24 protein-coding genes, 1 pseudogene and 2 riboswitches are annotated in these 24,959 nt (G+C 68.5%); of the genes and pseudogenes, 2 read left to right on the top strand and 23 right to left on the bottom strand.

The genetic code is table 11. From position 1 onward, the window contains the following. The 5 genes and pseudogenes from AC1DNC_RS16180 to AC1DNC_RS16160 all read right to left on the bottom strand — a co-directional run. Positions 1-428, bottom strand: a pseudogene (locus tag AC1DNC_RS16180) (serine hydroxymethyltransferase); the annotation flags it as partial. Further along, entirely contained in the window at positions 425-808 is a 384-nt protein-coding gene (gene gcvH / locus AC1DNC_RS16175; RefSeq protein ID WP_476863553.1) for a glycine cleavage system protein GcvH, read from the bottom strand. The gene gcvH and the pseudogene AC1DNC_RS16180, both read right to left, overlap by 4 nt. 452 nt (positions 809-1,260) lie before the next feature. Next, positions 1,261-2,409: a glycine cleavage system aminomethyltransferase GcvT gene (gene gcvT, locus AC1DNC_RS16170; RefSeq protein WP_476863552.1), complete on the bottom strand. Its 1,149-nt coding sequence runs from the start codon at positions 2,407-2,409 to the stop codon at positions 1,261-1,263. A gap of 12 nt (positions 2,410-2,421) precedes the next feature. Next, positions 2,422-5,313 carry an aminomethyl-transferring glycine dehydrogenase gene (gcvP, locus tag AC1DNC_RS16165; protein WP_476863551.1) on the bottom strand — a complete coding sequence of 964 codons (2,892 nt, stop codon included), beginning with the start codon at positions 5,311-5,313 and terminating at the stop codon, positions 2,422-2,424. A 39-nt stretch (positions 5,314-5,352) separates the two neighbouring features. Then, positions 5,353-5,468, bottom strand: a riboswitch (glycine riboswitch). A 1-nt stretch (position 5,469) separates the two neighbouring features. Further along, positions 5,470-5,568, bottom strand: a riboswitch (glycine riboswitch). Between the two features lie 451 nt (positions 5,569-6,019). Then, positions 6,020-6,559 carry a TetR/AcrR family transcriptional regulator gene (locus AC1DNC_RS16160; protein WP_476863550.1) on the bottom strand — a complete coding sequence of 180 codons (540 nt, stop codon included), beginning with the start codon at positions 6,557-6,559 and terminating at the stop codon, positions 6,020-6,022. A gap of 68 nt (positions 6,560-6,627) precedes the next feature. Here AC1DNC_RS16160 and AC1DNC_RS16155 point away from each other — a divergent pair, with 68 nt between their 5' ends. Next, the gene (locus AC1DNC_RS16155; RefSeq protein ID WP_476863549.1) at positions 6,628-8,196 is read left to right on the top strand and encodes an MFS transporter; all 1,569 of its coding nucleotides are present in this window, start codon (positions 6,628-6,630) and stop codon (positions 8,194-8,196) included. Between the two features lie 115 nt (positions 8,197-8,311). Here the strand turns inward: AC1DNC_RS16155 and AC1DNC_RS16150 are convergent, their stop codons facing one another. Continuing rightward, positions 8,312-8,794, bottom strand: coding sequence for a Dps family protein (locus tag AC1DNC_RS16150; protein WP_476863548.1), 483 nt, complete (start codon positions 8,792-8,794; stop codon positions 8,312-8,314). Positions 8,795-8,930: 136 nt separating this feature from the next. Further along, a complete protein-coding gene (locus AC1DNC_RS16145) occupies positions 8,931-9,749 on the bottom strand; it encodes a sigma-70 family RNA polymerase sigma factor (protein WP_476863547.1) in 819 nt (272 codons plus the stop codon). A 225-nt stretch (positions 9,750-9,974) separates the two neighbouring features. Here AC1DNC_RS16145 and AC1DNC_RS16140 point away from each other — a divergent pair, with 225 nt between their 5' ends. Then, a complete protein-coding gene (locus AC1DNC_RS16140; protein WP_476863546.1) occupies positions 9,975-10,490 on the top strand; it encodes a flagellar protein FlgN in 516 nt (171 codons plus the stop codon). Positions 10,491-10,557: 67 nt separating this feature from the next. On the opposite strand, the gene AC1DNC_RS16135 is transcribed toward AC1DNC_RS16140, so the two are convergent. The 16 genes from AC1DNC_RS16135 to AC1DNC_RS16060 form a co-directional block, all read right to left on the bottom strand. Further along, entirely contained in the window at positions 10,558-10,857 is a 300-nt protein-coding gene (locus tag AC1DNC_RS16135) for a carbon storage regulator (RefSeq protein WP_476863545.1), read from the bottom strand. 9 nt (positions 10,858-10,866) lie between these two features. Then, positions 10,867-12,021 (bottom strand): hypothetical protein, encoded by a 1,155-nt coding sequence (locus AC1DNC_RS16130; RefSeq protein WP_476863544.1) that lies wholly within the window; start codon positions 12,019-12,021, stop codon positions 10,867-10,869. Further along, positions 11,999-14,047, bottom strand: coding sequence for a flagellar biosynthesis protein FlhA (locus tag AC1DNC_RS16125; RefSeq protein ID WP_476863543.1), 2,049 nt, complete (start codon positions 14,045-14,047; stop codon positions 11,999-12,001). Before AC1DNC_RS16125 ends, AC1DNC_RS16130 begins: the two co-directional genes overlap by 23 nt. A 61-nt stretch (positions 14,048-14,108) precedes the next feature. Next, positions 14,109-15,191: an EscU/YscU/HrcU family type III secretion system export apparatus switch protein gene (locus tag AC1DNC_RS16120; RefSeq protein ID WP_476863542.1), complete on the bottom strand. Its 1,083-nt coding sequence runs from the start codon at positions 15,189-15,191 to the stop codon at positions 14,109-14,111. Continuing rightward, a complete protein-coding gene (locus AC1DNC_RS16115) occupies positions 15,191-15,949 on the bottom strand; it encodes a flagellar biosynthetic protein FliR (RefSeq protein ID WP_476863541.1) in 759 nt (252 codons plus the stop codon). The genes AC1DNC_RS16120 and AC1DNC_RS16115 overlap by 1 nt, the downstream gene beginning before the upstream one ends. A gap of 1 nt (position 15,950) precedes the next feature. Next, complete coding sequence (gene fliQ, locus AC1DNC_RS16110; protein WP_175321994.1) at positions 15,951-16,226, bottom strand: flagellar biosynthesis protein FliQ; 276 nt, start codon at positions 16,224-16,226, stop codon at positions 15,951-15,953. Beyond that, positions 16,223-17,020: a flagellar type III secretion system pore protein FliP gene (gene fliP, locus AC1DNC_RS16105; protein ID WP_476863555.1), complete on the bottom strand. Its 798-nt coding sequence runs from the start codon at positions 17,018-17,020 to the stop codon at positions 16,223-16,225. The genes fliQ and fliP overlap by 4 nt, the downstream gene beginning before the upstream one ends. Positions 17,021-17,097: 77 nt before the next feature. Next, positions 17,098-17,694, bottom strand: coding sequence for a flagellar biosynthetic protein FliO (fliO, locus tag AC1DNC_RS16100; protein WP_476863540.1), 597 nt, complete (start codon positions 17,692-17,694; stop codon positions 17,098-17,100). Further along, positions 17,695-18,423 (bottom strand): flagellar motor switch protein FliN, encoded by a 729-nt coding sequence (fliN, locus tag AC1DNC_RS16095; protein WP_476863539.1) that lies wholly within the window; start codon positions 18,421-18,423, stop codon positions 17,695-17,697. Further along, positions 18,420-19,316 (bottom strand): flagellar motor switch protein FliM, encoded by an 897-nt coding sequence (locus tag AC1DNC_RS16090; protein ID WP_476863538.1) that lies wholly within the window; start codon positions 19,314-19,316, stop codon positions 18,420-18,422. Before AC1DNC_RS16090 ends, fliN begins: the two co-directional genes overlap by 4 nt. 47 nt (positions 19,317-19,363) lie before the next feature. Further along, entirely contained in the window at positions 19,364-20,191 is an 828-nt protein-coding gene (locus AC1DNC_RS16085; protein ID WP_476863537.1) for an OmpA/MotB family protein, read from the bottom strand. After that, on the bottom strand, positions 20,188-21,009 hold the full coding sequence (locus tag AC1DNC_RS16080) for a motility protein A (protein WP_476863536.1): 822 nt from the start codon (positions 21,007-21,009) through the stop codon (positions 20,188-20,190). The genes AC1DNC_RS16085 and AC1DNC_RS16080 overlap by 4 nt, the downstream gene beginning before the upstream one ends. A gap of 3 nt (positions 21,010-21,012) precedes the next feature. Continuing rightward, entirely contained in the window at positions 21,013-21,294 is a 282-nt protein-coding gene (locus AC1DNC_RS16075; RefSeq protein WP_476863535.1) for a flagellar FlbD family protein, read from the bottom strand. A 387-nt stretch (positions 21,295-21,681) separates the two neighbouring features. After that, the gene (locus AC1DNC_RS16070) at positions 21,682-22,857 is read right to left on the bottom strand and encodes a flagellar hook protein FlgE (RefSeq protein ID WP_476863534.1); all 1,176 of its coding nucleotides are present in this window, start codon (positions 22,855-22,857) and stop codon (positions 21,682-21,684) included. A gap of 33 nt (positions 22,858-22,890) precedes the next feature. Continuing rightward, positions 22,891-23,325 (bottom strand): flagellar hook assembly protein FlgD, encoded by a 435-nt coding sequence (locus tag AC1DNC_RS16065; protein ID WP_476863533.1) that lies wholly within the window; start codon positions 23,323-23,325, stop codon positions 22,891-22,893. Between the two features lie 18 nt (positions 23,326-23,343). Further along, positions 23,344-24,945, bottom strand: coding sequence for a flagellar hook-length control protein FliK (locus AC1DNC_RS16060; RefSeq protein WP_476863532.1), 1,602 nt, complete (start codon positions 24,943-24,945; stop codon positions 23,344-23,346). Between the last annotated feature and the right edge of the window lie 14 nt (positions 24,946-24,959).

The following is a 24,959-nucleotide window of genomic DNA, read 5'->3' as shown; positions in this document are numbered from 1 at the left end:
CCGCCGTGGGCCAGGTTCAGGCCCATGATGGTGTCGCCGGGGCGGATCAGGGCGTGCATGACCGAGGCGTTCGCCTGCGCCCCGGAGTGCGGCTGGACGTTCGCGTATTCCGCGCCGAACAGGGCCTTGACCCGGTCGATCGCGAGCTGTTCGACGACGTCGACGTGCTCGCAGCCGCCGTAGTAGCGCTTGCCCGGGTAACCCTCGGCGTACTTGTTCGTCAGCACCGAGCCCTGCGCCTGCATCACCGCCCGGGCGGTGTGGTTCTCCGAAGCGATCATCTCCAGCCCATCCCGCTGGCGGGTGAGCTCCGCGTCGATCCGCGCGGCGATCTCCGGATCCAGGGCGGACAGCTCCGCGTCCAGCGACGGGGACACAACCTGCTCAAACACTGCTTCGGTTCCGGCGGCCGCGGTCGAGCCGCTCACAGTTCGCCGCCGTTCTTGGAGGCGTAGTCCTGGGCTGAGAGCAGCGGACCCTCGGATTCCGCGGCCACCTTGAACAGCCAGCCGGCACCGTACGGATCGCTGTTGATCAGCGCCGGATCGGACACGACCGCGTCGTTGATCTCCGTGACCTCGCCCGTCACCGGGGCGTAGAGATCCGAAACGGACTTCGTCGACTCAACCTCACCGCACGTCTCACCCGCCGTCACCGACGAGCCCACCTCGGGCAGGTCAACGTAAACAATGTCGCCCAGCGCGTCCGTAGCGACCGCCGAGATGCCGATGGACACTACGTTCCCGGCCTCGCGGGCAACCCACTCGTGCTCGTCGGAGTACTGCAGTTCAGGGGCAACTTTTGCCATGTGTTTTTCCTTTACGTTTGAGAAATCGTGGGCCACATCAATTGTGGCGGGGTTGGGTGACGGATGAGGAAATTCCTCCGCGTGCTCGCTCGTTCCTCGCTTAGACGCACGCTTCCGGAATCCCCTCGCCCGCCACTATCCAGTTCAATTTCCGGGGGCAACAGTTCTCCGGAAAGAAACTGTGGCCGTTCGAACTTTCTAGGGCCGACCCGCGGTAGGCGGGACGGGCCCCAGCACCTCTGGCTTACGGAAGCGCTGGCTCCCGTTGGTTTTGGTTGTGATTTGTCCCTAAAAGGCGAGCTGTCCACGAGGGCCGGCTGGCCGCGGTTTTCGAAAGCGTGCGTCAAAGCGACGAAGGAGCAGCACGCGTGAAAACCGGGGCCAGCCGGTCCCGGAGCCGGGAACCGCTGCGGCCGGTCCTGAAGCCAGCAACGGCTCCGGAACCAGCCCGCCTACTTTTGACGCTTGTAGAAAGGCAGTGCGACAACTTCGAACTGCTCGCTCTTTCCGCGCAGGTCGATGTCCAGGGCCGTGCCGGGTTCGGTGAAGGCGACGTCGACGTAAGCCATCGCGACCGGGTAGCCCAGGGTGGGTGAGGGCTGGCCGGAGGTGACTTCGCCAACCGTGTTGCCGTCCTTGAGGACCGGGTAGTGGCCCCGGCCGGCCCGGCGGGCCAGACCCTTGAGCCCGACGAGCTTGCGTCCCGTCGTCGACCCGGCGCCGGCTTCCTTCTTCGCTGCCAGGGCGGCTTTGCCGACGAAGTCGCCTTCCTTGGACAGCGCGACGACGGGACCCAGCCCGGCGGCGAACGGGTCGCCTTCGAGGGACAGCTCGTTGCCGTAGAGCGGCATGCCGGCCTCGAGGCGGAGCGAGTCGCGGGAGGCCAAGCCTGCGGGCGTCAGCTCGCCTTCTTCAGCGATGGCAATGAGCGCCTGCCAGAGTGCCGCGGCGTCGTCGTTGGCGACGAAGATTTCGAAGCCGTCCTCACCGGTGTAGCCGGTGCGGGCCAGCAGGAGTTCCTGGCTGCTGCCGCCGAACATGAACGGGACGTCGACGGCGGCGTAGTACTTCAGGCCGGTGACGAGCTCGTGCTGCGCGGCGGGGACCAGGCGGAGCAGGATCGCCTCCGCTTTCGGTCCCTGGACCGCGATCAGCGAGGTCTCGGCGGACGCGTCCTGGACCTTGACATCAAATGCTGCAGCGCGCTCGGCCAGGGCCGCGGCCACGACCTTGGCGTTGCCGGCGTTGGGGACCACGAGGAACTTATCGGTGCCGTCAGCCGCGGCCGGGCGGCGGTAGGTGATGAGGTCATCGATGATGCCGCCGTCTTCGTTGCAGATCAGCGAATACTTGGCCTTGCCGACCGCCATCGCGGAAATCTTGCCGACCAGGGCGTAGTCCAGGAAGGCGGCGGCGTCCGGGCCGGTGACCCAGACTTCGCCCATGTGCGAGAGGTCGAACAGGCCCGCGGACTTGCGGACGGCGTGGTGTTCGGCCAATTCGGAGCTGTACTTGAGCGGCATCTGCCAGCCGCCGAAGTCCGTGAAGGAGGCTCCAATCTTCTTGTGCTCTTCGTAAAGTGCCGTGTAGTTCTCAGTCATCGTTGGCTGTCCTTAATTGGCAGAGTCTGCGGAGTCGTCGGAGTGATCTTCGAAGGCTTCGATCGGGGGGCAGGAGCAGATCAGGTTGCGGTCACCGGCGGCGCCGTCGATCCGGCCGACCGGCGGGAAGTACTTGTCCTGCCGCAGGGTGTGGACCGGGAAAGCGGCCTGTTCGCGCGGGTAGCTGCGCTCCCAGTCGGTGCTGACGACGGCGGCCGCGGTGTGCGGTGCGTTGCGCAGCGGGCTGTGCTCGACAGTGAAGTCGCCGTGGGCGACCTGGTCGATCTCCTTACGGATGGCGATCATCGCCGTGATGAACCGGTCGATCTCGCCCAGGTCCTCGGACTCGGTGGGCTCGACCATCAGGGTCCCGGCAACCGGGAACGCCAGCGTCGGGGCGTGGAATCCGTAGTCGATCAGGCGCTTGGCGACGTCCTCGGCCGTGACGCCGGTCTTGGCCGTGAGTTCGCGCAGGTCCAGGATGCACTCGTGCGCCACGAGGCCGCCCTCGCCGGTGTAGAGCACCGGGAAGAACTCATTGAGGCGGGCCGCGATGTAATTCGCAGCCAGCAGGGCCGACTTGGTCGCCTCGGTCAGGCCCTGGCCGCCCATCAGCTTCACGTAGGCCCAGGAGATCGGCAGCACGCCGGCCGAGCCGTAGCGGGAGGCGGAGATCGGGGTGCCCTCGGCGCCGTTGGCCGGGTCTGCCGCGTTGCCGGGCATGAACGGGGCCAGGTGGGCCTTGGCCGCGACCGGTCCGACGCCGGGTCCGCCGCCGCCGTGCGGGATGCAGAAGGTCTTGTGCAGGTTCAGGTGCGAGACGTCGCCGCCGAACTGGCCCGGCTGGGCCAGTCCGACGAGGGCGTTGAGGTTGGCGCCGTCGATGTAGACCTGGCCGCCGGCTGCGTGGATGGCGTCGCAGACCTCGCGGACGTCGGCGTCGTACACCCCGTGCGTCGACGGGTAGGTGATCATGATCGCCGAGAGAGCGTCCTTGTGCAGCTCGATCTTGGCCTGCAGGTCCACGTGGTCGATCGTGCCGTCCGAGGCGGTGGCCACGACGACGACCTTCATGCCGGCCAGCACCGCAGAGGCGGCGTTGGTGCCGTGCGCCGAGGCCGGGATCAGGCAGATATTGCGCTGGTTATCCCCTCGGGAGAGGTGGTAGCCGCGGATCGCGAGGAGCCCGGCCAGCTCGCCCTGGGACCCGGCGTTCGGCTGGATGGAGACCTGGTCGTAGCCGGTGATCTCGGTCAGCTGGGCTTCGAGGTCCTCGATCAATTCGCGCCAGCCCGCGGTCTGGGACTCGGGTGCGAACGGGTGGATGGAGGCGAATTCCGGCCAGGAGATGGCCTCCATCTCGGCCGTGGCGTTCAGCTTCATAGTGCACGACCCCAGCGGAATCATCGTCCGGTCCAGGGCCAGGTCACGGTCCGAGAGGCGGCGGATGTAGCGCAGCAGCTGGGTCTCGGAACGGTGCGTGTTGAAGACCGGGTGCTGCAGGTAATCCGAGGTGCGTTCGACGGCGGAGTCCAGGGCGAAGCCTTCAGAAGTGTCGGCGACGGACGCGCCGAAGGCGGCGACGACGTCGGCGACGATGGCCGCCGTCGTGGCTTCATCGGCGGAGATACCGACAGTGTCGGCATCGATGGCGCGCAGGTTGATGCCCTTGGCGTCAGCGGCGGCGATGAATTCGGCGGCCTTGCCCGGCACGGAAACGGTCACGGTGTCGAAGAACGAGGCGTGCTGCACGTCCAGTCCGGCGGCCTTGAGGGAGGCGGCAATGGTCCGGGCGTGGCCGTGAACGGTCTCCGCGATCGCCTTCAGCCCGTCCGGGCCGTGGTAGACGGCGTAGAACGAGGCGACGATGGCCAGCAGCGCCTGGGCGGTGCAGATGTTGGAGGTCGCCTTTTCACGGCGGATGTGCTGCTCGCGGGTCTGCAGCGCCAAGCGGTAGGCGGGGACGCCGGCGTTATCCTTGGACACGCCCACGAGCCGACCGGGCATGGAGCGTTCCAGGCCCTTCTGGACGGCCATGTACGCGGCGTGCGGGCCGCCGAAGAACAGCGGAACGCCGAAGCGCTGGGCGGAGCCGACAGCGATGTCGGCTCCCTGCTCACCGGGAGGGGTGATCAGGGTCAGGGACAGCAGGTCAGCCGCGACGGTGACGAGCGCGCCGCGCCCCTTCGCGTCCGCAATGACGGCCGAGTGGTCGAAAACGCGGCCGGAGGCACCGGGCTGCTGCAGCACGACGCCGTTGATGACGCCCTCGGGCAGGCCCTTGGACAGGTCCGCGACCTCGACCTCGAAGCCAAGGGCCTCGGCGCGGCCCTTGACGATCGCGATGGTCTGCGGGAGGCAGTCGGCGTCGAGGACGGTCTTCCCGTCGTGGGCCGTCTTGTTCTTGTTCGCCCGGCGCATCATCAGCACGGCCTCGGCGACGGCGGTGGCTTCATCCAGCAGCGAGGCGTTGGCGATCGGCAGGCCGACGAGGTCCTGGACCATGGTCTGGAAGTTCAGCAGGGCCTCCAGTCGGCCCTGCGAGATTTCCGGCTGGTAGGGGGTGTAGGCGGTGTACCAGGCCGGAGCTTCGAGGATGTTCCGGCGGATCACGGCGGGGGTGACGGTGTCGTAGTAGCCCTGGCCGATCATTTGAACGGCGGTCTTGTTCTTGGAGGCGATCCGGCGCAGTTCGGCGAGAACTTCCACTTCGCTCAGGGCGGCGCCGAGCGCCAGGTCGGAGTCCTGCCGGATGTCCTTCGGAACGGCGGTGTCCACCAGGGCGTCGACGGTGTCGTGGCCGACAGCCTTCAGCATGGTGTCGACGTCGGCCTGGCGGCGAGCGCCGATATGCCGGTCAACGAAGGACGTGGAGGCTGAGGTAACAGTCACAAGGAACTCCATAACTAAGGCGGCGCAGGGTACGCCACATTGATTCGGGTTCCTCCCCGCTCTGTATTGGACCTGAGAGTTTCCGCGCAGCCGCTTTCGCGAGGCTCCGCTTGCACCGTCGGTGAGCACAGCACGCCATGGGGCGCACTCGCTGCTTTCCAGAGTTGCCTTGCCGCGGCGGTACATGGGCCTGAGAGATTCCTGGGGAGGGTTTGCTCCTACGGCGCCTGCTTGTACCTACTTGCAGAACTCTCCCGCCGCAGATCAAAGGCATATTCAATTGCTCGTGACCGTAGTCACAGCCTCCATTGTCCTACGCCGCAGACGCGTCCGCAAACTCCGCTCCCCCAGACGCTCCCTCGCCTCCGGCACGACCTACCCCAACGCTCCCTCACCTCCGGCACGACCCACCCCAACGCTCCCTCACCTCCGGCACGACCCACCCCAACGCTCCCTCACCTGATGTGCGGGAGGGTTTCCTCGATGGGCACCGGACGTGAAGGAGCGTGCCCGGAAGAGCACCGGACGTGAGGGAGGGTTTCCCGGAAGAGCACCAGACCTGAGGGAGCGTCCCCCGGAAGGGCACCAGACCTGAGGGAGCGTCCCCCGGAAGAGCACCGGACCTGAGGCAGCGTCCCCCGGGAGGGCACCACACCTGAGGGAGCGTCCCCCGGAAGAGCGCCAAACCCGAGGGAGCGTCCCCTCGGCTTGGGCCGGATCAGCCGCGGAGTCGTTCGACGGCGGCCAGCAGGCTTTCGACATCGCCGGCCACCTCGGCCGGCGCCTCGCCGGGCCCCCGCGCCAGCATGGCATTGAAGTACAGCCCGTCCCCCATGTAGAGCACGGGCTTGGCCATCGCGGGTCCCACGTCGGCGGCAAGGAGGGCCAGCCAGCTCGCCTGCACCCCGGCCATCCGCCGCAGGGTTTCAGCGTGGGCCACTTCGGCCAGGCGGGTGGCGGCGACAAAGACGCGGTCCAGCGGGGTGTCGGCCCACACCGAGGACCTGATGAAGTACGCGGCCGCTCCCTCCGGGGCTGCGGCCATGGCAGCCAGATCCTCGGCGAGGAGCCGGTCCAGGCGCTCCAGCAGCACCGAGATCATGGCTTCCTTGTTCGGGAAGTGGTACAGCAGTCCCCCCTTGGAAACGCCGGCCAGCTTGGCTACGGCGTCCAGCGTCGCAGCGCGCTCTCCCTCCGTAATGAGAAGGGATTCGAAGGCGTCAAGGACGGCTTCGCGGGCAACGGGTTTTCTGGCCATGGCTCCCATCATGCCTGCCTGAACAGCAATTTCTTAACTATACCGTCCAGACGGTACAGTTATTGTTTATGAGTACCGCGTCCCTGTCCGCCGCCACCCATGCCGCCCCGGCTCCCCGCGCACCCTGGCGCGATTGGCTGGCCTTGTCGCTGCTCATGTTCCCGGTTCTGCTCGTGGCCGTGGACAACACCGCACTGACCTTCGCGTTGCCGGCGATTGCCCGCAGCCTGGATGCCACCGGGGTGCAGCTGCTCTGGATCGTCGACGCATATCCGCTGGTGCTGGCCGGCTTGCTCGTGGCGATGGGCAGCCTGGGTGACAGGATCGGCCGGCGTCGGCTGCTGTTCATCGGCAGCTCCGGCTTCGCAGCGGTGTCCGCCGTGACTGCTTTTGCGCCCGGCGCGGAGTGGTTGATCGCGGGCCGGGCCGGGCTGGGCTTCTTCGGCGCGATGCTGATGCCGTCCACGCTGTCCCTGATCCGAAATATCTTCCCCGAGCCCAACCGGCGTCGGCTCGCGGTGGCAATCTGGGCCGCAGGCTTCTCCGGCGGCGCTGCGCTGGGCCCGATCTTCGGCGGCTGGCTCGTGGAACACCTCTGGTGGGGAGCGGTCCTGCTGGTCGCGGTGCCGATTATCCTGCCGCTGCTGGTCTTTGGCCGCGTACTGATCCCGGAATCACGGGACCCTAACCCCGGCCGGGTGGACGCCCCCAGCATCGTCCTGTCGCTGCTGGCCATGGTGCCAGCGGTCTACGGCATCAAGATGCTGGCTACCGACGGCGTTGCGCCGGAGCCGCTCGCGGCCCTCGGCGTCGGGCTGTTGATGGGCTACGCCTTCGTCCGACGCCAGCACCGGCTGGCGGCGCAGGACTCAGGCACTCCCCTGCTGGACCTGAGCCTGTTCGGCAATCCGGTCTTCAGCACCGCCATCACAGCCAACGTCCTGGCCCTGTTTTCCTACAACGGATTCATCCTGTTCCTCGCCCAGCACCTGCAACTCCTCGAGGGGCAGTCGCCCTCGGAGTCCGGCATGGCGATGGTCCCGGCCCTGGTCGCCACAGTGGTCGCGGGACTGCTCGTGGTCCCGCTGGTGCGCAAGGTCCGTCCGGGCTTCGTGGTGGCCGGCGGCCTGCTCCTGAGCGCCACGGGATACAGCCTGGTGGCTTTCGGGGACCACGGCACCGGGCCCGGCCTGCTGCTGGCCGCCTTGCTGGTGCTGTGCCTGGGCGTCGGCGCGGCCGAAACCATCTCCAACGACCTGATCCTGGGAGCGGCGCCGGCGGCGAAATCAGGCGCAGCGGCCGCCATCTCGGAAACCGGCTACGAGGTCGGCTCCCTGCTCGGCACCGCCATCCTCGGCTCCATCCTGACGGCGTCCTACCAGCGCAACCTGCACCTTCCCGCCGTCGCCGACGGGACGGTCCCGGCGGGGGCCGCTGCCCAGGCCGGCGAGACCCTCGCCGGGGCCGCGGAACTGGCACACACCCTCCCCGCGCCGCTGGCGGAATCTGTGATGGCCGCCGCCCGGGCCGCCTTCGATTCGGGCGTCCACATCACGGCAGCCATCGCGCTGGTGCTGATGTCCGGCGCCGCGGTGCTGGCCGCCGTCGTGCTGCGCAAGGTGCCGACGGCGGCCTAACAGCCGGCGCAGGGCCGCCGCGGCGGGGGGCAAGGTCTGTCAAGGGTTAAGAGCGAGCGCCCGACGCCGGGGGGACCCGGCGTCGGGCGCGTGGAAACCGCGTGAACGAACGCGGCTACTTCTTGCTGTCCGGCGTGGTGACGCTGGCGGTGGCGCGCATAGTTTCGGCGTTAACCATCCAGGCGTACTGCTCGAACTTGGCAATGAACTCGTGCAGCAGGTCCGCGGTGGTGGGGTCTTCCTCGTCCACCTCGTCGTGCACCTTGCGCATGGTGCCGACGGCGGCCTCGAGCGCGGCAACGATCTTGTCGATCGCATCCTTGGTGTTGATCAGGCCGGTGGGGAATTCCGCGAGCGCGGTGGTCTTCGAAACCGTGGAGCTGCGACCATCCGGCAGTGCATGGAGGGCGCGCATCCGCTCGGCCAGGTCGTCGGCGAATCCACGGGCCGCCTCGATGATTTCGTCCAGCTGCAGGTGAAGGTCGCGGAAGTTGGTGCCCACAATGTTCCAGTGCGCCTGCTTGCCTTGTACGTGGAGTTCGATCAGGTCCACGAGAACGGCCTGCAGGTTGCTCGTCAGGGTAGGTGATGCTTTCATGAATCCTCCTTGATAGGAACGTCTGATCCGGCGTTATGCCTCAGACGCTACCCCAGGGAGCAAACGGCACGCGATGGTCGCGGGCGAATTTCACGATCAGCTTACTAAGTGAGCTTACTAATCGTCCGGAATCGCCTCAGACGGCCTGGTTCAGCACCGGCCCCTGCGGGAAGATGGCCCGGGTAATTCCCCCGGTGGTGGCCTCGGAGAGCTGGGCGAGATAGTCATTCCGGCGGCGCGGCGTGATCCGGGACTGCGGTTCGAAGCCCTGGTCCGGGTCATCGGCGTAGTGGGCGGTGAGGCCGTCGCGCATAAGGCGGATCGCTTCGGCGCGCTGCTGCGAGACGGCCGCGTGAGTGGAGCCCAACTCTGCTGCCAGGTCCTTGACGGTCCGGTCGCCGAAGTAGATCTCCTCGACGACGTAGCGCATCCGTTCCGGCAGCGACTTCACGGCGGCACGGAGGTACTGGAGCCGCTCGTCAGCGAGGACCGAGCCCTCCGGGGACAGGGTTTCCGCTGCGAGGGTGTCGACGACGGCGTCGTCGAGCGGCGTGAGGGTCCGCGACGCGTCCGCGAGGGCAGCTTCCACAACGCTCTGCTGGACGCCGAGCGCGGAGGCGATCTCGTCAACCGAGGGGGTGCGACCGAGCGCCGCCGCCAGGGTCTCCTGGACGGACATGGTCTCTTTGATCCGTCGGCGTGCCGAGCGCGTCGCCCAGTCGCTGGCGCGCATTTCATCGGCGAAGGCGCCGAGGATGCGGCGGCGCGCGAAGGCGCCGAAGGGCACGCCAAGGTCAGGGTCGAAGGAATCGGCCGAGGTAATCAGGGCAACGGCGCCAGCCGACGCCAGGTCATCGCGCGAGAGGTGGGACGCCTTCGAGCACAAATCTGAGACGAGATAGCCAACCAGCGGAAGGTGCTGGGTGACCATCTCGTTGCGTTCCACGCGATTCAATAGTGTGTCCCCCCATGAGACGGATCAGGAGCTTTAAAAACCCTGAGAGCCGCACCACCAAACGGTCGCGCACTCCCCCCATGGGAGGCGGTGTTCGAAGCTCGGGCGCAGCACCCAGAACGAAACCTATCACCTGATCCGGAATCTGCGTGTACCCTCAGGGAAAAGCTTGGCGGAAAATGCGGAAAGCCGTAATTTGGCCGGGATGTCAGGGGAATGGGGCCCATGGGTGCAGGGGATCTTTCGGCGGCGCTGTGGCAGGAACGGCGGCAGTTGGAACTGCTCCTGTTCCGGTTGGAAACGCAGCGACTGCATGCGGCCGCCGGCAACACCCACTGGCTGACCTTCACCGCGTCCGAAGTAGAAGGTGTGCTGGACCGCCTGCGCTTCGAGGCACTGGCCCGGAATGTCGAGTCCGCGGCGGTGGCGGCCGAATGGGGCCTACCGGCGCAGGCCACTTTGCTTGAACTGATTGCCGCCGCGCCGCAGGGTTCCTGGCCGACCGTCCTGCAGGAGCATCTTGAGGGCCTGCGCGCCTTGATGGGCCGGCTCGGCGAGGCAGCCCGCACCAACGAGGCAACGCTCCGGAGCCTGCAGCGACCGGAGGCCCCGGACGATCCTGCCGGTGTCCTTGAGCAGTTGACGATTGCCGGGAACATTGAGCGGGCCCTCGCCATCACGCGCCGTGCGACCCAGCCGTTACTGGCCCAGTACCTCGGCGACGACGCGAACTCGCACTGAGGCGACACGCCGGGGCAGCCGGCCGGCGGCGACCGCGGCGGCGAAAGCGGCGGACGTCAGGCGCGCGTCAGTCGGCGGCGGGTGCAGCGGGGCGGCCGGTCTCGGCCGCCGGCGGAACCGCGGGGACGGCCGGGGGCAGCAGCCCGCGCAGCGCGTCCTCGGTGCCGGTGCCGGCGTCGGCGCCTGCTTCGGCTGCCGCCAGGTTCGCCGCAGCGATGGCCTCGATTACTTCCCGCCGCTGGATCGGGACGCCGCGGGGCGCCTCGATGCCGATCCGGACGCCGTCGCCGCGCCCTTCCAGAACAGTGATGACGATGCCGTCGCCGATCATGATCTGTTCGCCCGGCTTGCGTGTTAGTACCAGCATTCTCTCAATCTACCCTTCGCGGCCGGACGCTGCGGCCCACGGCGCCGGCCGGGCCGCCGGGCGGCCGTCGATCCAGCCCACCGGCAGGCCAAGGCCGTCCACGCTTTCGGGCGTTCCCGTGTCGGCTGCGCCCACCACGGCCACGCCGGCCACCTCCAGCCGGGCCCGCAGCAGGCTCACCCAGCGGGCGGTGTCTTCATGCTTGCGTCCGGCGTCCACCACTACCCAGAGCTGGTCCGGGGAGAGCGCCGCGATCGCCTGCAGCCTGGCCAGAGTGTTGCGGGCCTTGCCGAGTCCGAACGCCGCGAGCACCGTCTGCTCCGTCTCCACGGCGTGGGCGCGGGCCGCCGTCGCGCTCTGGCGTCCGTCCAAGTGCAGGTGCCCGTAGGCGCTCAACTCCCCCGCCGTGCGCACGTCCGCGCCGCCGGCAGCGATGGACATGGCCAAGGCCGTGTCCAAGGCGTCGTCACCGAGACCCACCAGCACCACCAGGTCACCGGTACCGCTCAGCGGAACCGGGACTTTCTCGCGCACCGGAGCGGACCGCATCGACGAAGAAGACGACGGCGCCGACACCGCAGCCTGCTGTTGGGCCGGCGCGGCGTCTTCCGCCGCGCCGCTTCCCGGGGTTGCCGGCCTCCCGCGCTCAGGCTGGCCGGCACCGGCGGAGGTCGGACGGAGTCCGGAGCCGAGCTGGTCCAGCAGTTCGGCGAAGTCCGGTGACTCGGTAGAGACGCCGGGGGTGCCGGAGCGGTGCAGGGTCAGTTCGGCGGCGTCGGCTTCGGCCAGCAGGGCCGCGATCGCGTCTCCCTGCAACTCGTGGCCCGGAGCGGAGGCGACGCGGGTGCTGGCCGGAGCCTCCGGGCGCCGCGGCGCGTCCCGGACGGTGTCCCGCGGCGCGTCCGTCGTCGTGGCGGCGGCACGCTCGAGGATCTCTCCCTCGGAGAGGATGTCCGCATCCGGCACGACCTCGCCGGTGACGACGTCGTGCTTGGGCTGGACCTCGACGACGGCCTCGTAGCGGTTCGCCGCGAAGAGCCCGGCGATGCCGGGGCTGATGACGCGTTCCGCGGAAACGATCCGGGCGGACGGGCCGTATTGGGCTTCGGCCTTGCTGCGGATTTCCTCCAGCGAGGCTCCCTTAAGCCGATAGCGGTTCGGCATGGCGCACGACTCCTACAGTTTCGATCCGGACATTGGCGGAAGTGACTTCGCGGTACGAGAGCACGGGGATGGACCCGGGCTGCGCCCCGATGAGCCGGTGGATGGCCGGACGCAGCGCCGGGGCGCAAACCAGGACGGCCTGGCGGTTGGCGGCGGCCGCGGAGTCCACCGCGTTGCGCACCGAGCGCAGCACGGCGTCGAGCCGGTCCTGTCCCATCACGATCTGGCTGCCGCCCTCGGCCGGGCGCATGTCCTCGAGCATGGATTGTTCCAGGAGCGGGTCGATCATGATCACGTTGAGCACCGGGCCCTCCATGAACTTGGCCGTCAGCGCCGGGCCGAGCGCCTGGCGCGCAGCCTCCACCAGCGATTCCGGGTCCGTGGAAATCTTGGCCCGGAGGGTGAGCGCCTCGTAGATGCGGGCCAGGTCGTTGATGGGGACCTGTTCGTCGAGCAGGCCCTGCAGCACGCGCTGCAGCTCGGCGAGCGAGAGCAGCGCCGGGGTCAGCTCGTCGACGGCGGAGGGGCTCTGCTTGCGCACACCCTCCGTGAGCACCCGGACATCCTCGCGGGACAGCAGCCGGGCCGCGTTGCCGGTGACGATCGAGGACAGGTGCGTGACCAGCACCGAGACGCGGTCGATCACGGTGGCCCCGGTCATTTCGGCGTTGTGCCGCATCTCGGCCGGAATCCACTTCCCGGCGAGACCGAAGACGGGCTCGATCATGGCCACGCCCGGGAGTGAATCCAGCGAGTCGCCCAGGGCCAGCATCTGGCCGCCGGGAGCGGTGCCGCGACCGGCCTCCACCCCGGCGATCCGGATGGCGTACGTGGCGGGCGGGAGGTCCACGCTGTCCCTGGTGCGCACCGGCGGAATGACCAGGCCCAGCTCCATCGCGATCTTGTGCCGCAACGAGCGGACCCGGGCCAGCAGGTCATCGGACGCGCCGGAGACCATGTCGACAAGGTCGGGGGCGAGCAGGATCTCCACCGGGTGGACGCGCATGTCCTCGAGCAGCTTCTCGTTCGGATCCATTTCCGGGGAGTTCAGCGCGGCCGCCTCGGCGCCGCGCGCCAGTTCCGCCTGCTGCTGGCTCGCTTTGGTACGGCGCGAGGCCAGGATCAGCCCCGCCCCGACCAGGATGAACGGGATGGGCGGCATGCCCGGGATGAGGGCCATGGCGAGGGCGGCCACACCGGCGATCATCAGGGCGTTGGGCGACTGCAGCAGCTGGGTCGAAGCGGTCCGGCCCATGTCCGCTTCCGCGTTGGACCGGGTCACGATCATGCCGGTGGAGACGGCCATCAGCAGCGCCGGGATCTGGGTGACGAGCCCGTCGCCCATGGTCAGGATGCCGTAGGTGTTCAGCGCGTCGCCGATTTCCAGGCCGCGCTGGACCATGCCGATGGCGATGCCGCCGATGAAGTTGATGATGATAATGATGATGCCGGCGATGGCGTCGCCCTTGACGAACTTCGAGGCGCCGTCCATGGCGCCGTAGAAGTCGGCCTCGGCCGAGACCTCGGCGCGCCGTTCCCGGGCCTGGGTGTCGGTGATCAGCCCGGCGTTCAGGTCGGCGTCGATCGCCATCTGCTTGCCCGGCATGGCGTCCAGGGTGAAGCGCGCTCCGACTTCGGCCACGCGCTCCGCGCCCTTCGTGACCACGACGAACTGGATGACCACCAGGATCAGGAACACGACGGCGCCGATGATCATGGACCCGCCCACGGTCACCTTGCCGAAGGCCTCAATGACCTGGCCGGCATAGCCGTTGCCCAGGACCAGCCGGGTGGAGGCAACGTTCAGGCCCAGCCGGAACAGGGTGGCCACGAGCAGCAGCGAGGGGAACACGGAGAAGTCCAGCGGCTTCTTCACGAACATGCTGGTCAGCAGCACCAGCAGCGCGAGCAGGATGTTGCACACAATTAGGAAGTCCAGCAGCGGCGCGGGCACGGGAACCACCAGCAGCAGCACGATGCCCACGATGCCGATCGGCACCGCCAGTCGGGCGAGCCTGTTGTTCATGATGCGGTCCTTTCACAGACGCTGGTTCCAAAAATGTTCGCGAAAATGTTCCGGAAAATGCTCATCTCGCGGCTCCGGCCATCCGGTGCAGTCCGGCCCCGGCGCCGCGGGCCTTGAGCGACATCACGAAGGCCAGTACGCCGGCCACGGCGTGGTAGAAATCCACCGGGATCTCCTGCCCCAGCTCGCAGGCGCCGTGCAGCGCCCGGGCGAGCGGGATGTCCTGGACCATCGGCACGCTCTTCGCCTCGGCCTCCTGCCTGATCCGCGACGCTACGTGGCCGGCCCCCTTGGCCACCACCCGCGGGGCGGATTTGCCCGGTTCGTACTTCAGCGCGACGGCGACGTGCGTGGGGTTGACGAGCACGACGTCGGCGTCCCCGATCGCGGCGATCATGCGGTTCCGGCTCATGGACAGCTGCCGGGCCCGGCGCTGGGAGCGGATCAGCGGATCGCCTTCGCTGCTCTTGTTCTCGTCCTGGACTTCCTTCTTGGACATCCGGGTCTTCTTCCGGTTCCGGCGCATCACCACGAAGAAGTCGACGGCGGCGAGCGCGATGCCGGCGAAGACAGCGAACTGGACCAGGGAGGAGATGCCGCCCCCGGCGGCCGCGACGACGCCAGACACCGGAAGGCCGCCGGCGGTGAGCAGTACCGGGATCAGGCCCTGAACGACGGAATACAGCACCAGGCCGACGACCGTGGCCTTCAGCAGCGCCTTCACGCCGCCCCAGAGCGCCTGGGTGCCGAAAATGCGCTTCAGCCCGCTGAGCAGTTTGAAGTTCTCGAAATCCAGGCGGAACTTCTTCAGATGGATGCCGCCCTGCAGCGCCGAGCCGACCAGAACCACAACGAGCACCACGATCAGCATCGGCCCGAGGATCCCGGCGACCGAGCCGACGCCGTCCTCCAGCGCCTTCACGGCCTTGGCCGGGTCCGGTTCCGCCATGACGCCGCGGACGGTGAAGAGCTGGTCGGTGGCGGCGTTCGCCCCCCGTTGCACGGTGGCCGGGATCATCACGGCGGCGGCGCCCACGGCCAGCCACGCGGTGAGGTCCTGGGAGCGCGAGAGCTGTCCCTTGGAGCGGACCTCCCGCATGCGTTTGTCGGTGGCTTGTTCGGTCTTTTCCTGTGAATCCGACATCAGCCCACCCCCAGCACTGTCTTGGCGGCCTGCCCGGCGAGCGTGGAGACGATCCTGGGCAGGGCCAGGAATAGGAATCCCGCGAGCGAGAGGGTCAGCATGATCTTCAGCGGGAAGCCGAGGGAGAAGGCGTTCAGTGCCGGCGCCACCCGGGTCAGCAGGCCGAGTCCGACGTCGGCGAGGAACAGCACCACCAGGAGCGGGCCGGCGATCTGGACGGCGGCGAGGAACATGCCGGTGACGGCGGAGACCATGGCCTGGACCGGCTGGGCGAGATCGAGGCCGCCGGCCAGCGGCAGGGCGGTGAAGCTTCCGGTCAGCCCGCCGATGACAAGCTGGTAGCCGTCCGAGGAGAACAGCAGGGCGAGGGCCGCCATCTGCAGCAGCCGGGTGAACTGGGCGCCGTTGACCATCATCTGCGGGTCGAAGGCCTGGGCCATCTGGAAGCCGCTGAAGAGGTCAATCAGGCTGCCGGCGGACTGGACGGCAGCGAAAACCAGCATGACCAGGAACCCCAGGACCAGCCCGGTGACGAGTTCCAGGACGACTCCGGTGAGAAAGCCTGCCGTGTCGCGGGCCGTGTAGCCGGCGGAGAGGCGCTGCGAGACGGCCAGGCCCAGGCCGACGCCCAGCATGGCCTTGATCCGGCCGGGGAACGCCTGGTGTGCGAAGGGCGGCGCCACGATCAGGAATGCCGTCATCCGGACCGTGGCCAGCAGCAGCACTTCCAGCCACGTCTGGTCGATCGGGATGCCCACCTCACAGGCCTCCGAGCAGGGAGGGGATCTTGGCGAAGAGGTCGTTCGTGAACGCGACCATCTCCGAGATCATCCAGTGCCCGCAGATCAGCAGCGCGACCGCCACGGCGGCCAGTTTGGGCACGAAGGAAAGGGTGGCTTCCTGCAGCTGCGTGATGGACTGCAGCAGGGAGATCGCCAGGCCGACCACCAGCGCCGTTACCAGCACCGGGGCCGAGAGCTTGGCGGCCACGATCATGGCCTGGAGGCAGATGTCCAGGACGGCGTTGGCGTTCATCCCGAGCCTGCGTAACTTTGGATCAGCGAGGTGATGATCAGGCCCCAGCCGTCCACGAGGACGAAGAGCAGGATCTTGAACGGCAGCGAGATCATCACCGGCGGGAGCATCATCATGCCCATCGACATCAGGGCCGCGGAGACGACGAGGTCGATCACGAGGAACGGGATGAAGATGACGAAGCCGATGATGAAAGCGGCACGGAGCTCGGAAATCATGAAGGCCGGGATGAGGGTCTGCAGCGGCACCGCTTCCGGCGTGGCCGGGTTCTCCATGCCGGCGGCACGGGTCATCAGGGCGATGTCCTCCTCGCGGGTGTGCGCCAGCATGAAATGCTGCAGCGGCACCGAACCGGCGTTGAGCGCGCCGTTGAAGTCGAGGGTGCCGTTCAGGTAGGGCTGCACCCCGACGGTGTTCATCTCGTTGATAACCGGCCACATGACGAAGATCGACAGGAACAGGGCCAGGCCCGCCAGCACCTGGTTGGGCGGGATGGACGGGAGCGAGAGTGCGTTGCGGGTCATCGCGAGCACGACGAAGATCTTGGTGAACGAGGTCATCATCAGCAGCAGCGCGGGCGCCACGGACAGCAGGGTGATCCCGATCAGGGTCAGGACCGCCGTCGAGGGCTTCCCGTCCATGCCGTTGATCTCGATGTTGACGCTGCCCGTGTCCGGGCTGGCCGGAGGGGTGGGCGGCACCGGGGGCACCGGGGCGGTGGCGTGGCCGGCGGAGGCGTTAAGCCAGAGCAGCAGGACGGCGAACAGCAGGGCGGCGACGCCGGTCACCAGCACACGGACGGCCCGGCTGGTACCGGACTGGGTGACGCTGCTTGAGGGGACGCGGTCGGAGCGGGCGATGGCAGGGCGGATCAATTGCGGCGTCCGCTCCTGAGAGCGGCAGCGGCCTGCTTCCACGTGGAACCGGCCAAGATAGACCCGTGCAGCGGCGGGTGGGCCGCCGGGGGCATGGTCCCCCGTCCCGGGGCAGTCCGGGCATGGGATTCGCGGTGGATGGAGCTGCGCCTGGAGAGCGGCAGCTCCGAACCACCCGTCTCGGATGCTGCAGTTGTGGCCGGCTCGGCGGAAGAACCGGCGCCGGCTGAGGATGCGGCGGCGGAAGTTCCGCCCGCGCTGGCCAGGATCTGCGCGAAGGCGCCGGCCGCCCCGCCGCGGCGGGGCAAGGGTGCCAGCGCATCCGCGGCCTCTTCGGTGTCCTCCGGGATGTCGCCGGTGTGCAGGACGTTGACGGCGTGGTCGGTGACGCCCAGCAGGAAGCGCTGCCCACCGGCGTCGACCACCACCACGGAGGCCCGCTGGCCGACGCTTTGGCGGCTGACAACGCTCAGGGCGGCGTCAGCGCGGCGTCGTCCCGTGCCTTTGCCGAGACGGCGTTGCAGCAACCAGATCAGTCCAAGCACCGCGCCCAGGGCTACGGCTACCCGCAGCCCGAGGATCAGCGAGTCCATTCAGCTAAGCCCCTCGGCCACGTCGAGGATCCGGGTGATCCGCACGGCGTAGTCCTGGTCCAGGACCACGACCTCGCCGTGGGCGATCAGCCGGCCGTTGAGCAGGACGTCTGCGGGGGCGCCGGCGGAGCGGTCCAGCTCGATGATCTTGCCGGGTTCGAGCGAGAGGACGTCGCGGACCGACATGCGGGTGCGGCCAATCTCCACGGTCAAGGCCATCTCGATGTTGTTGATGCGGCCCAGCCGGCCGGCCACCGTGTCGCCGCCGCCGAAGAGGTCGCCGCCGCGGTCCTGGCTGGTGCCGTGTTCGCGCAGCCGGACGGCGAACCACGCCGCCGGGCTGGTGCCGTCGGAGAGTTCGAAGACGGCGGTGTCCGGGTCCGAGAGCAGGCCGGAAGCATCGGATTCGCGCAGGTCGGAGAGCACGCCGGCACCGAAGACCGAGCTGGCGCTTTCCATCGCCGGGCGGAGGACGTCGGTGACGGACACGACGCCGAGCTGGCCGCCGGCCATGCCGCCGGCCGCTTCGTCAAGGAAGGTGCGGTCGCTGAGCATCAGGGCCAGGTCGGCCGTGACGGAGCCGACGAAGGTCGCGGTGACGGCCTGGCGGGCGTAGGGGGCTGCGGCGCGGGCCGGGACCAGCGCGACAACCTTCAGGGCTACCGGGCTCGGCAGCTCCTCAACGAGCCGCTCCGCCGACGATTCATGCTTGGTCAGGGTGATGCTCATTGGTTGTTCTCCTCGATTGTGACAATGACGGCGGCGGCCCGGGACCCGTTGCGGGCGGGGGCGGCAGTGGCCAGCCTCGTGCCGTCCAGGGTGAGGTCAAAGGGCCTGTTTTCCAGGTGCGGGAGGGTCAGGACGTCGCCCACCGCGAGGCCCAACACCTGGCTGGGGGTGACGTACGAGGTCGAGAGGCGCACCGAGAGTTCCACCGGGACGCGCTCCAGCTGCGAGCTGACGCGGGCGGCGGCGTCCCCGCGGTTGTCCGTCGGGTTGACCTTTTTCAGCCGGCCCAACAGGATTCCCGCAGGCACCGCCAGGGTGGCCGGGGAGCTGATGTTGCCGACGTTGATCGTGAAGGAGGCGACAATCATGAGTTCGCTGGGTGCTGCGGCCTGGGCGAACTGGGAGTTGTACTGGACGGTGTCCACCCGGATGGTTTCGCTCAGCAGCGGCCCGAGCGAGTAGCCGAGGTCCTCGAGGGCCTCGTCCATGAGCCCCTTGACCAGGGCCTGTTCGATCTGGGTGAACTTCCGGTCCGGCATGGCCGTGTCGTTCGAGGCGCCCAGCATCCGGTTGATCCAGCCCAGGGCGGAGGGTGCGGGGAACTGCACCACCAGCTTGGAATCGTGCGATTCGATGGTGCACAGCACCATGGCGGTCACGGCCGGCAGGGAGGCGGCGTACTCGTCGTAGCTTTGCATGCCGACGTCTTCGAGCCGGACCACCGACTTCACGCGGACCTTGGCGGTCAGCTGGGTTCCCCACTGGCGGGCGAACGTTTCGAAGGCGAGTTCCAGGACGCGGCTGTGCTCACGCGCCAGCGTCGCGGGACGCCGGAAGTCATAGACGCTGACGGTCCGCTCCCGTACCACTTCCCGCTCATCCAGAACACTCACGGTTGCCACTATCGGCAAGGGATCCGGCGCCGTAAGGCATCCCGCCGCTATTTCTGGCTGAGCTTCAATGCCTCGGGAATGAGGGCCCGGACGACGTCGGGCTTGTCAGAGATGACCACGATGTCCACCCGCCGGTTCCGCTCCATCAGCGCGGGTGTGGAATCGTCGTTGACCTGCCGGGCAGAGCCGAAAGCGACGGCCCCGATCCGCTGCTGCGGGATCCCGCCGTGGTCCACCATGTAGCGCAGCACGTTGACGGCACGTGCCGAGGACAGCTCCCAAGTGGAGGGGTAGGCAGTGATGCCCTTGGCCGCGTGGCCTTCCACCATGATCTCCAGGGCCGCGGAGCGAAGGATGGGCGAGACGATGTGCAGCACCTGGGAGGCGCGGTTGGTGAGCTCGGGCCGGTCGGGGGCGAAGAAGGCCTGCGAACCGATGAGCTTGACGGTCAGCCCGCGCTGGTCGATCTGGAACTCCACGTTTTGGCTGAGCCCGGCCGCGGCCAGCCCGGCCTTCATCTTTTTCTCGAGGGCGCGCAGCCGGTCCACTTCTTTCTTGGCGGCGGCGAGGGCCTCGTCCTTGGCCTTCTTGTCGTCCGACTGTACGGCGGCGAAGGCCTCCAGGTCCTTGTTGACGAATTCGGGCGGGACCACCGTTCCGGACGCGGTGTCCACGGTTTCCGAGGCCACCGCGCCGAAGCCCGTGGCGAGCGAGTTGCGCAGCTTTTCGAACTTGTTCGCGTCGACCGTGGACATGGCGTAGAGGACAATGAAAAGGCACATGAGCACCGTGACCATGTCCATGTAGGAGGCCATCCAGCGTTCGTCGACGTGGTGCGCCTCGGGCTTCTTGCGCGGCCGCCGGCGGCCGCTCACGCGGCCGTGTCCATCGGCTCCGCACGGTCCTCACCGCTGGGCGCCTTGCGGCCCTTGTCGGCGCTCTTGAGCTGGTGCTCCGGGACCATGGAACGGAGCCGCTCGGCCAGCAGCAGGGGCTGGGCGCCGGACTGCACGGCGAGCATGCCCTCCATCACCAGGGTCATGCGTTCGATATTCAGCTCGGAGAGCCTGGCCAGGCGCGAACTGAACGGCAGCCAGATGAAGTTGGCCGAGAGCAGGCCCCACAAGGTGGCGACGAACGCGGCCGCGATCATGTGACCCAGCTCGTCCGGCTTGGAGAGGTTTTCCAGGACGTGGGTGAGCGAGACAACGGTTCCGACGATTCCGACGGTGGGGGCATAGCCGCCGAGGCTGGCGAAGAACTTCGAGGACGCGTGGTCGCTGCGGGACTTCGTGTCGATTTCGTCCTCCATCTGCATGCGGAGGTCCTCGGCGTCGGTGCCGTCGGCGATGTTCTGCAGGGCGCGGGCCAGGAACGGATCCTTGACGCTGGCCGCTTCCTCCTCGAGCGAGAGCAGGCCCTCGGCGCGAGCCTTCTCCGCGAAGCGGACCATCTGGTCGATGCTTTCCTGGGGCTTCGACGTCTTTCCCATGAACATTGCCGGCACGGCCTTGAACGCCTGGATTACATCCTTGAGCGTGTTGCCGGCCAGCCCGATGGCCAGGGTTGCCCCGAAGACCAGGACCAGGGGCCCGGGCAGCAGCAGGCCTGAGATGCTGCCGCCTTCAATGACCACCATGGTGACGACTGAACCAAACGCGAGGAGCAGTCCGATGATTGTTGCGGGATCCATGGCTTACTTTCTTGGTGGTTCAGGTGCGGAGGCGTCGTCGTCCGGTCCGGCAGGCGGAACCAAGCTCAGCGGGAAGCCGGTGACCACGGGAAAGTCCCGGGCCTTGCTCAGGACGTAGGCCCGGTAGTCGGCAATCAGTTCCACCACCTCGGCGAGGCTTTCCAGCACAACGTAGGCGGCGCCGTCGAGCGTAACCAGGTGGGTGTCCGGGCTCTCGTGGATCCGTTCAATCAGGTCCGGATTGACCGCGAAGCGCGTTCCGTTGAGGCGTGTGACAACGATCATGGGCCGATTCTGCTCTGGGGACTGCCTGGCGGTGCGGCCAGGCGGCGGGTAAGGGGTGTTCTCCCCTTACTGTCGGCAGGCCGCCCGTTTTCGTTAGGCGCCGGGCGGACACGAAGAGGCTTCCAGTACGACGCCGGCACGAATTTCGCTACGGCAACGGACACCGGCGGCGGAACCGGACCTGCGCCCCCCGGATCCGAGCCGCATCCGTCCGGCCGCGCCGCGCTTTTCCAAAACCGGCGCGAAAAAGCAGCCATGCCGCGGTTTAGCCTGCACCGTATTTGCCGTCAGCCGGGCGCAGCGGCTGGGACAGCCCGGGCGTCGGTGCGGTATGAGGCCCGTGCTGTTCCCTGCGCCTTTCGCAGACGACCGTGGACTGCGGTGCGATTAGCGCTTGAGGTTGCCGAGCTCCTGCAGGACCTCGTCGGAGGTGGTGATGATGCGGGCGTTGGCCTGGAAGCCGCGCTGGGCGACGATCAGGTTGGTGAACTCCTGGGAGAGGTCCACGTTGGACATTTCCAGCGAGCCACCGGCCAGGGTGCCGATGCCGGGGTCGCCCGCGGCGCCGAGCAGGACGTTGCCGGAGTTGGCGGTGGCGACGTAGGAGGAGCCGCCGGCCTTTTCGAGGCCCGCCGGGTTGGTGAACTTGGCGAGGGCGATCTTGGCCAGGACCTGCTTAACACCGTTGCTGAAGGACCCGATCAGGGACCCGTCGTTGCCGAGAGTGAAGGACTCCAGCTTGCCGGCCGCGGAGCCGTTCTGGCCGCTGACGGTCAGGGAACTCATGCCGGCGAAGCCAGTGACCTTGGAGAGGTCGACGCCGATGCCGTTGACGGCAAGCGCGGGGCTCGCCACCATTGCGCCGCCCGTGCCGGGGGTCAGCTTGGTGACCGGAGAGGTGGTGGCCCCGTCCTTGGCGGTGACGTCCCAGGCGGCACCGTTCCGGGCGAAGTTCAACGTGAGGTCGCGGGGGGCGCCAAGGCCGTCGTAAACCTTCACTACGCGGGTAAATGAGTCGTTGGCGGCACCATCGGCGGGAAGGTTCCCGTCGAGCGTCACCGTGGTGGTGGGGGTCGCGATCATGGTGTTCGGGTTCAGCGTGATGTCCCCGACGGCCCCGGCCTGGTTGACGACGCCGCTGTTGTTGGCGGTCCAGCCCTGCAGGATGCCGCCGTCGGGGCTCACGAGCTGGCTGGCGGCGTCGAACGTCATCGAACCGGCGCGGGTGAACAGCTGCTGGCCGCCCTTGCTGGTGACGAAGAAGCCCTCGCCGGAGATCATCATGTCCGTGGCGCGCCCGGTGCTCTGCGAGGAGCCCTGGGCGAAGTTGGTGCTGACGCCGGCAACGCGGACGCCGAGGCCGATCTGTGCCGGGTTGCTGCCGCCGGACTCCCCCTGCGGAGCGGAGGCGCCCTGGGTCATCTGGGAAAGGGTGTCCTGGAACTGCGTGGAGGACGCCTTGAAACCGGCCGTGTTGACGTTGGCGATGTTGTTGCCGGTGACGTCCAGCATGGTCTGGTGGGCACGAAGGCCGGAGATTCCGGAGTACAGCGAGCGGAGCATGGGAACTGCCTTTCTACGGGAGGAAAAAACTGATCAGGAAGCGGCCGGCGCGGTAAGGCCGGTGATGGAGTCGAGGGGGATGGAGAGTTCGCCGACCTTGACGGCAGGGACGGCTCCGGCGAAGGAAACCGAGCTGGCGATTCCGGTGCCGGTGGTGCCGTCGGCGAGGGTGTAGTCGACCGAGTGGCCAATCAGCTGGGCCGCGGCGGAGCGCATCTGGAGGGAGAAACCCTCCTTGCTGTTGCTCGTCAGCTCGGTCATCTTTTCCATCATGGAGAGCTGGATGGTCTGGGCCATCATCTGGTTGGTGTCCATGGGGGCACTCGGGTTCTGGTTCTTGAGCTGGGCCACGAGGAGGGTCATGAACACGTTGGCGTCCATGGACTGCACGGGCGCCCGGACGGCAGCAGCCTCCGGGGTCGCCGCCGCGGCCGTGACCGGCTGGGGGGCGATGGGCTGGATGGTCATGAGTCGGGTTCCTTCGCGTTAGACAAGAATGTCGAGGGTGGTTTGGGGGCCGTTCTGGAGCCTGGCGGTGCGCAGCGACGCTTGGTCCGCCAAGGCATCCCACCGGTGTCCGGGCCGCGGTTCGCCGGGCCCGTTCCGGCCGCCGGCGCCCGCCCCGGAACCGGCGCCGCTGCCGGCGTGGGCGGCTTCGCGGCCTGCGCCGTCCTGCCCCTGTCCCCCGCCGGCCGGCCCGTTCTGGTCCGAAAGGTCGAGCGTGGCTCCAAAACCGGAGTCGGCGAGTTCCTTGCGCAGTTCGGGCAGGATCCCCCGGAGAGCTTCCCGGCCGGTGTCACCGGGAGCGAACAGCTCGATGCGGACGCCGGCGCCGTCGATGTGGGCGCGCACCGTCAGCGGTCCAAGGTCCTCCGGGGTGACCTTCAAGGTCATGATGTGCTGGCCATGCGGTGCCCCGGCAAGGGTAAATAGCGGCTTGGCCAGCTGCGGCTGGAGCGCGGGCTGCTGGGCCGGCACCGGCGCTGCGGTCACTGTCGGACGGGCCGTACCGGGCGCGGGCTGCGCCACCGCGGTGGCGCCCGCGGCTCCTGCCGCGGCGACGCCGTCCGTGGCGGCGGGCAAGCCGGGCGCGGGGGCGTCGGAGTCCCGGTTGGGAAGCTTTCCGGCGCCGCCGACGACGCCGGCCAGGCCGAGTGCCGCCGTTACGGTGGCGTTGGGCACCGCTGGAGTGGGCGTCGCCGTCGTCGGAAGCGTCGCCGGAGCCGTCGTGGGAGCCGCTGCCTGGTGCGTTGCCGGTGAGACCGCCGCGGCGGGATCCGCGGGCGCAGCCGGGGCGGCCGCAGCCGTCGGATCCGCGGCAACAGCTTGAGCGGAGGGGGTGCCGGCAGCCAAGCCGCCGCCTGCCGGTGCGCCGGCGGAACGGGCGGCGCCCGGAGCCGCGGCGGCCGCGACGGCGATGGCCGGAAGGGCCGTAGCCGAAACGGCACTGCCCGGCAGCGTCGCTCCGGGCTGCGGAGCGGCCACAAGGCTGCTCGGGGTGTTGCCCGCCGGTTCCTGGCGCACGGCGGTGGCGCCCGGAACGGAAGCCGGAACCGGAGCGGCGGCAGGGCCGTTGTTCATGGCCGGAACGCTGGCAGTTCCGGCCACGTTCACCAGGCGCGGGTCCATCAGGCCGGAAGCTGCGGTGGTCTGGCTTTCCGCCGGCAGGGCGCCGTTCACGGGCGGCGTCGCAGCAGCACTTGCACCGGCCACAGCCTGCGCGGCGGGGATGTCGCCGCTGGGCGCGGCGGGCTGGACGGGCTGGACTGGCTGGATTGCGGCGGCAAACTGGGCCGAGGCTGCCAGGACTCCGGGCGCGACGGCGGCGGGGTCGGCAGCAGCAGCTGCATCCTGGGCCGGCGCGTCGGCTTGGTGCTTCGAGCGGCCGGCGTCACCCGACGCGGCGGGGGTGGATCCGTTGGGAACGGCGGGGGCAGCCGGGGAAGCGGCCTCGTGGCTCACGGCGTCGCTCAGCACGGAGCCGAAGCCGCCGCCGTCGGAGGCTCCTTGCTGGGCGCGGGCGCGGCCCCCTTGCTGGGCGCCGCGGGCCTGCACCGGGGAACCGGCGAGCGCGGTCGCCAAATCCATCGAAGCCATGCCTT

Source organism: Arthrobacter sp. 01N442 (genome assembly GCF_056399345.1).
Note: the sequence above shows the minus strand (reverse complement) of the source record. Positions and strands in the feature narration are given on the sequence as shown.

Coding starts and splice junctions, on each gene's coding strand:
- AC1DNC_RS16160 (WP_476863550.1), bottom strand. CDS start 6,559: ATGGCCAGAAAACCCGTTGCCCGCGAAGCCGTCCTTGACGCCTTCGAA.
- AC1DNC_RS16075 (WP_476863535.1), bottom strand. CDS start 21,294: ATGATCGTTGTCACACGCCTCAACGGAACGCGCTTCGCGGTCAATCCG.
- AC1DNC_RS16065 (WP_476863533.1), bottom strand. CDS start 23,325: ATGACCATCCAGCCCATCGCCCCCCAGCCGGTCACGGCCGCGGCGGCG.
- AC1DNC_RS16125 (WP_476863543.1), bottom strand. CDS start 14,047: ATGAACAACAGGCTCGCCCGACTGGCGGTGCCGATCGGCATCGTGGGC.
- gcvH (WP_476863553.1), bottom strand. CDS start 808: ATGGCAAAAGTTGCCCCTGAACTGCAGTACTCCGACGAGCACGAGTGG.
- fliO (WP_476863540.1), bottom strand. CDS start 17,694: ATGGACTCGCTGATCCTCGGGCTGCGGGTAGCCGTAGCCCTGGGCGCG.
- gcvP (WP_476863551.1), bottom strand. CDS start 5,313: ATGGAGTTCCTTGTGACTGTTACCTCAGCCTCCACGTCCTTCGTTGAC.
- AC1DNC_RS16120 (WP_476863542.1), bottom strand. CDS start 15,191: ATGTCGGATTCACAGGAAAAGACCGAACAAGCCACCGACAAACGCATG.
- AC1DNC_RS16135 (WP_476863545.1), bottom strand. CDS start 10,857: ATGCTGGTACTAACACGCAAGCCGGGCGAACAGATCATGATCGGCGAC.
- AC1DNC_RS16155 (WP_476863549.1), top strand. CDS start 6,628: ATGAGTACCGCGTCCCTGTCCGCCGCCACCCATGCCGCCCCGGCTCCC.
- AC1DNC_RS16060 (WP_476863532.1), bottom strand. CDS start 24,945: ATGGATTTGGCGACCGCGCTCGCCGGTTCCCCGGTGCAGGCCCGCGGC.
- AC1DNC_RS16150 (WP_476863548.1), bottom strand. CDS start 8,794: ATGAAAGCATCACCTACCCTGACGAGCAACCTGCAGGCCGTTCTCGTG.
- gcvT (WP_476863552.1), bottom strand. CDS start 2,409: ATGACTGAGAACTACACGGCACTTTACGAAGAGCACAAGAAGATTGGA.
- AC1DNC_RS16080 (WP_476863536.1), bottom strand. CDS start 21,009: ATGGATCCCGCAACAATCATCGGACTGCTCCTCGCGTTTGGTTCAGTC.
- fliQ (WP_175321994.1), bottom strand. CDS start 16,226: ATGAACGCCAACGCCGTCCTGGACATCTGCCTCCAGGCCATGATCGTG.
- fliN (WP_476863539.1), bottom strand. CDS start 18,423: ATGAGCATCACCCTGACCAAGCATGAATCGTCGGCGGAGCGGCTCGTT.
- AC1DNC_RS16140 (WP_476863546.1), top strand. CDS start 9,975: ATGGGTGCAGGGGATCTTTCGGCGGCGCTGTGGCAGGAACGGCGGCAG.
- AC1DNC_RS16130 (WP_476863544.1), bottom strand. CDS start 12,021: ATGCCGAACCGCTATCGGCTTAAGGGAGCCTCGCTGGAGGAAATCCGC.
- AC1DNC_RS16070 (WP_476863534.1), bottom strand. CDS start 22,857: ATGCTCCGCTCGCTGTACTCCGGAATCTCCGGCCTTCGTGCCCACCAG.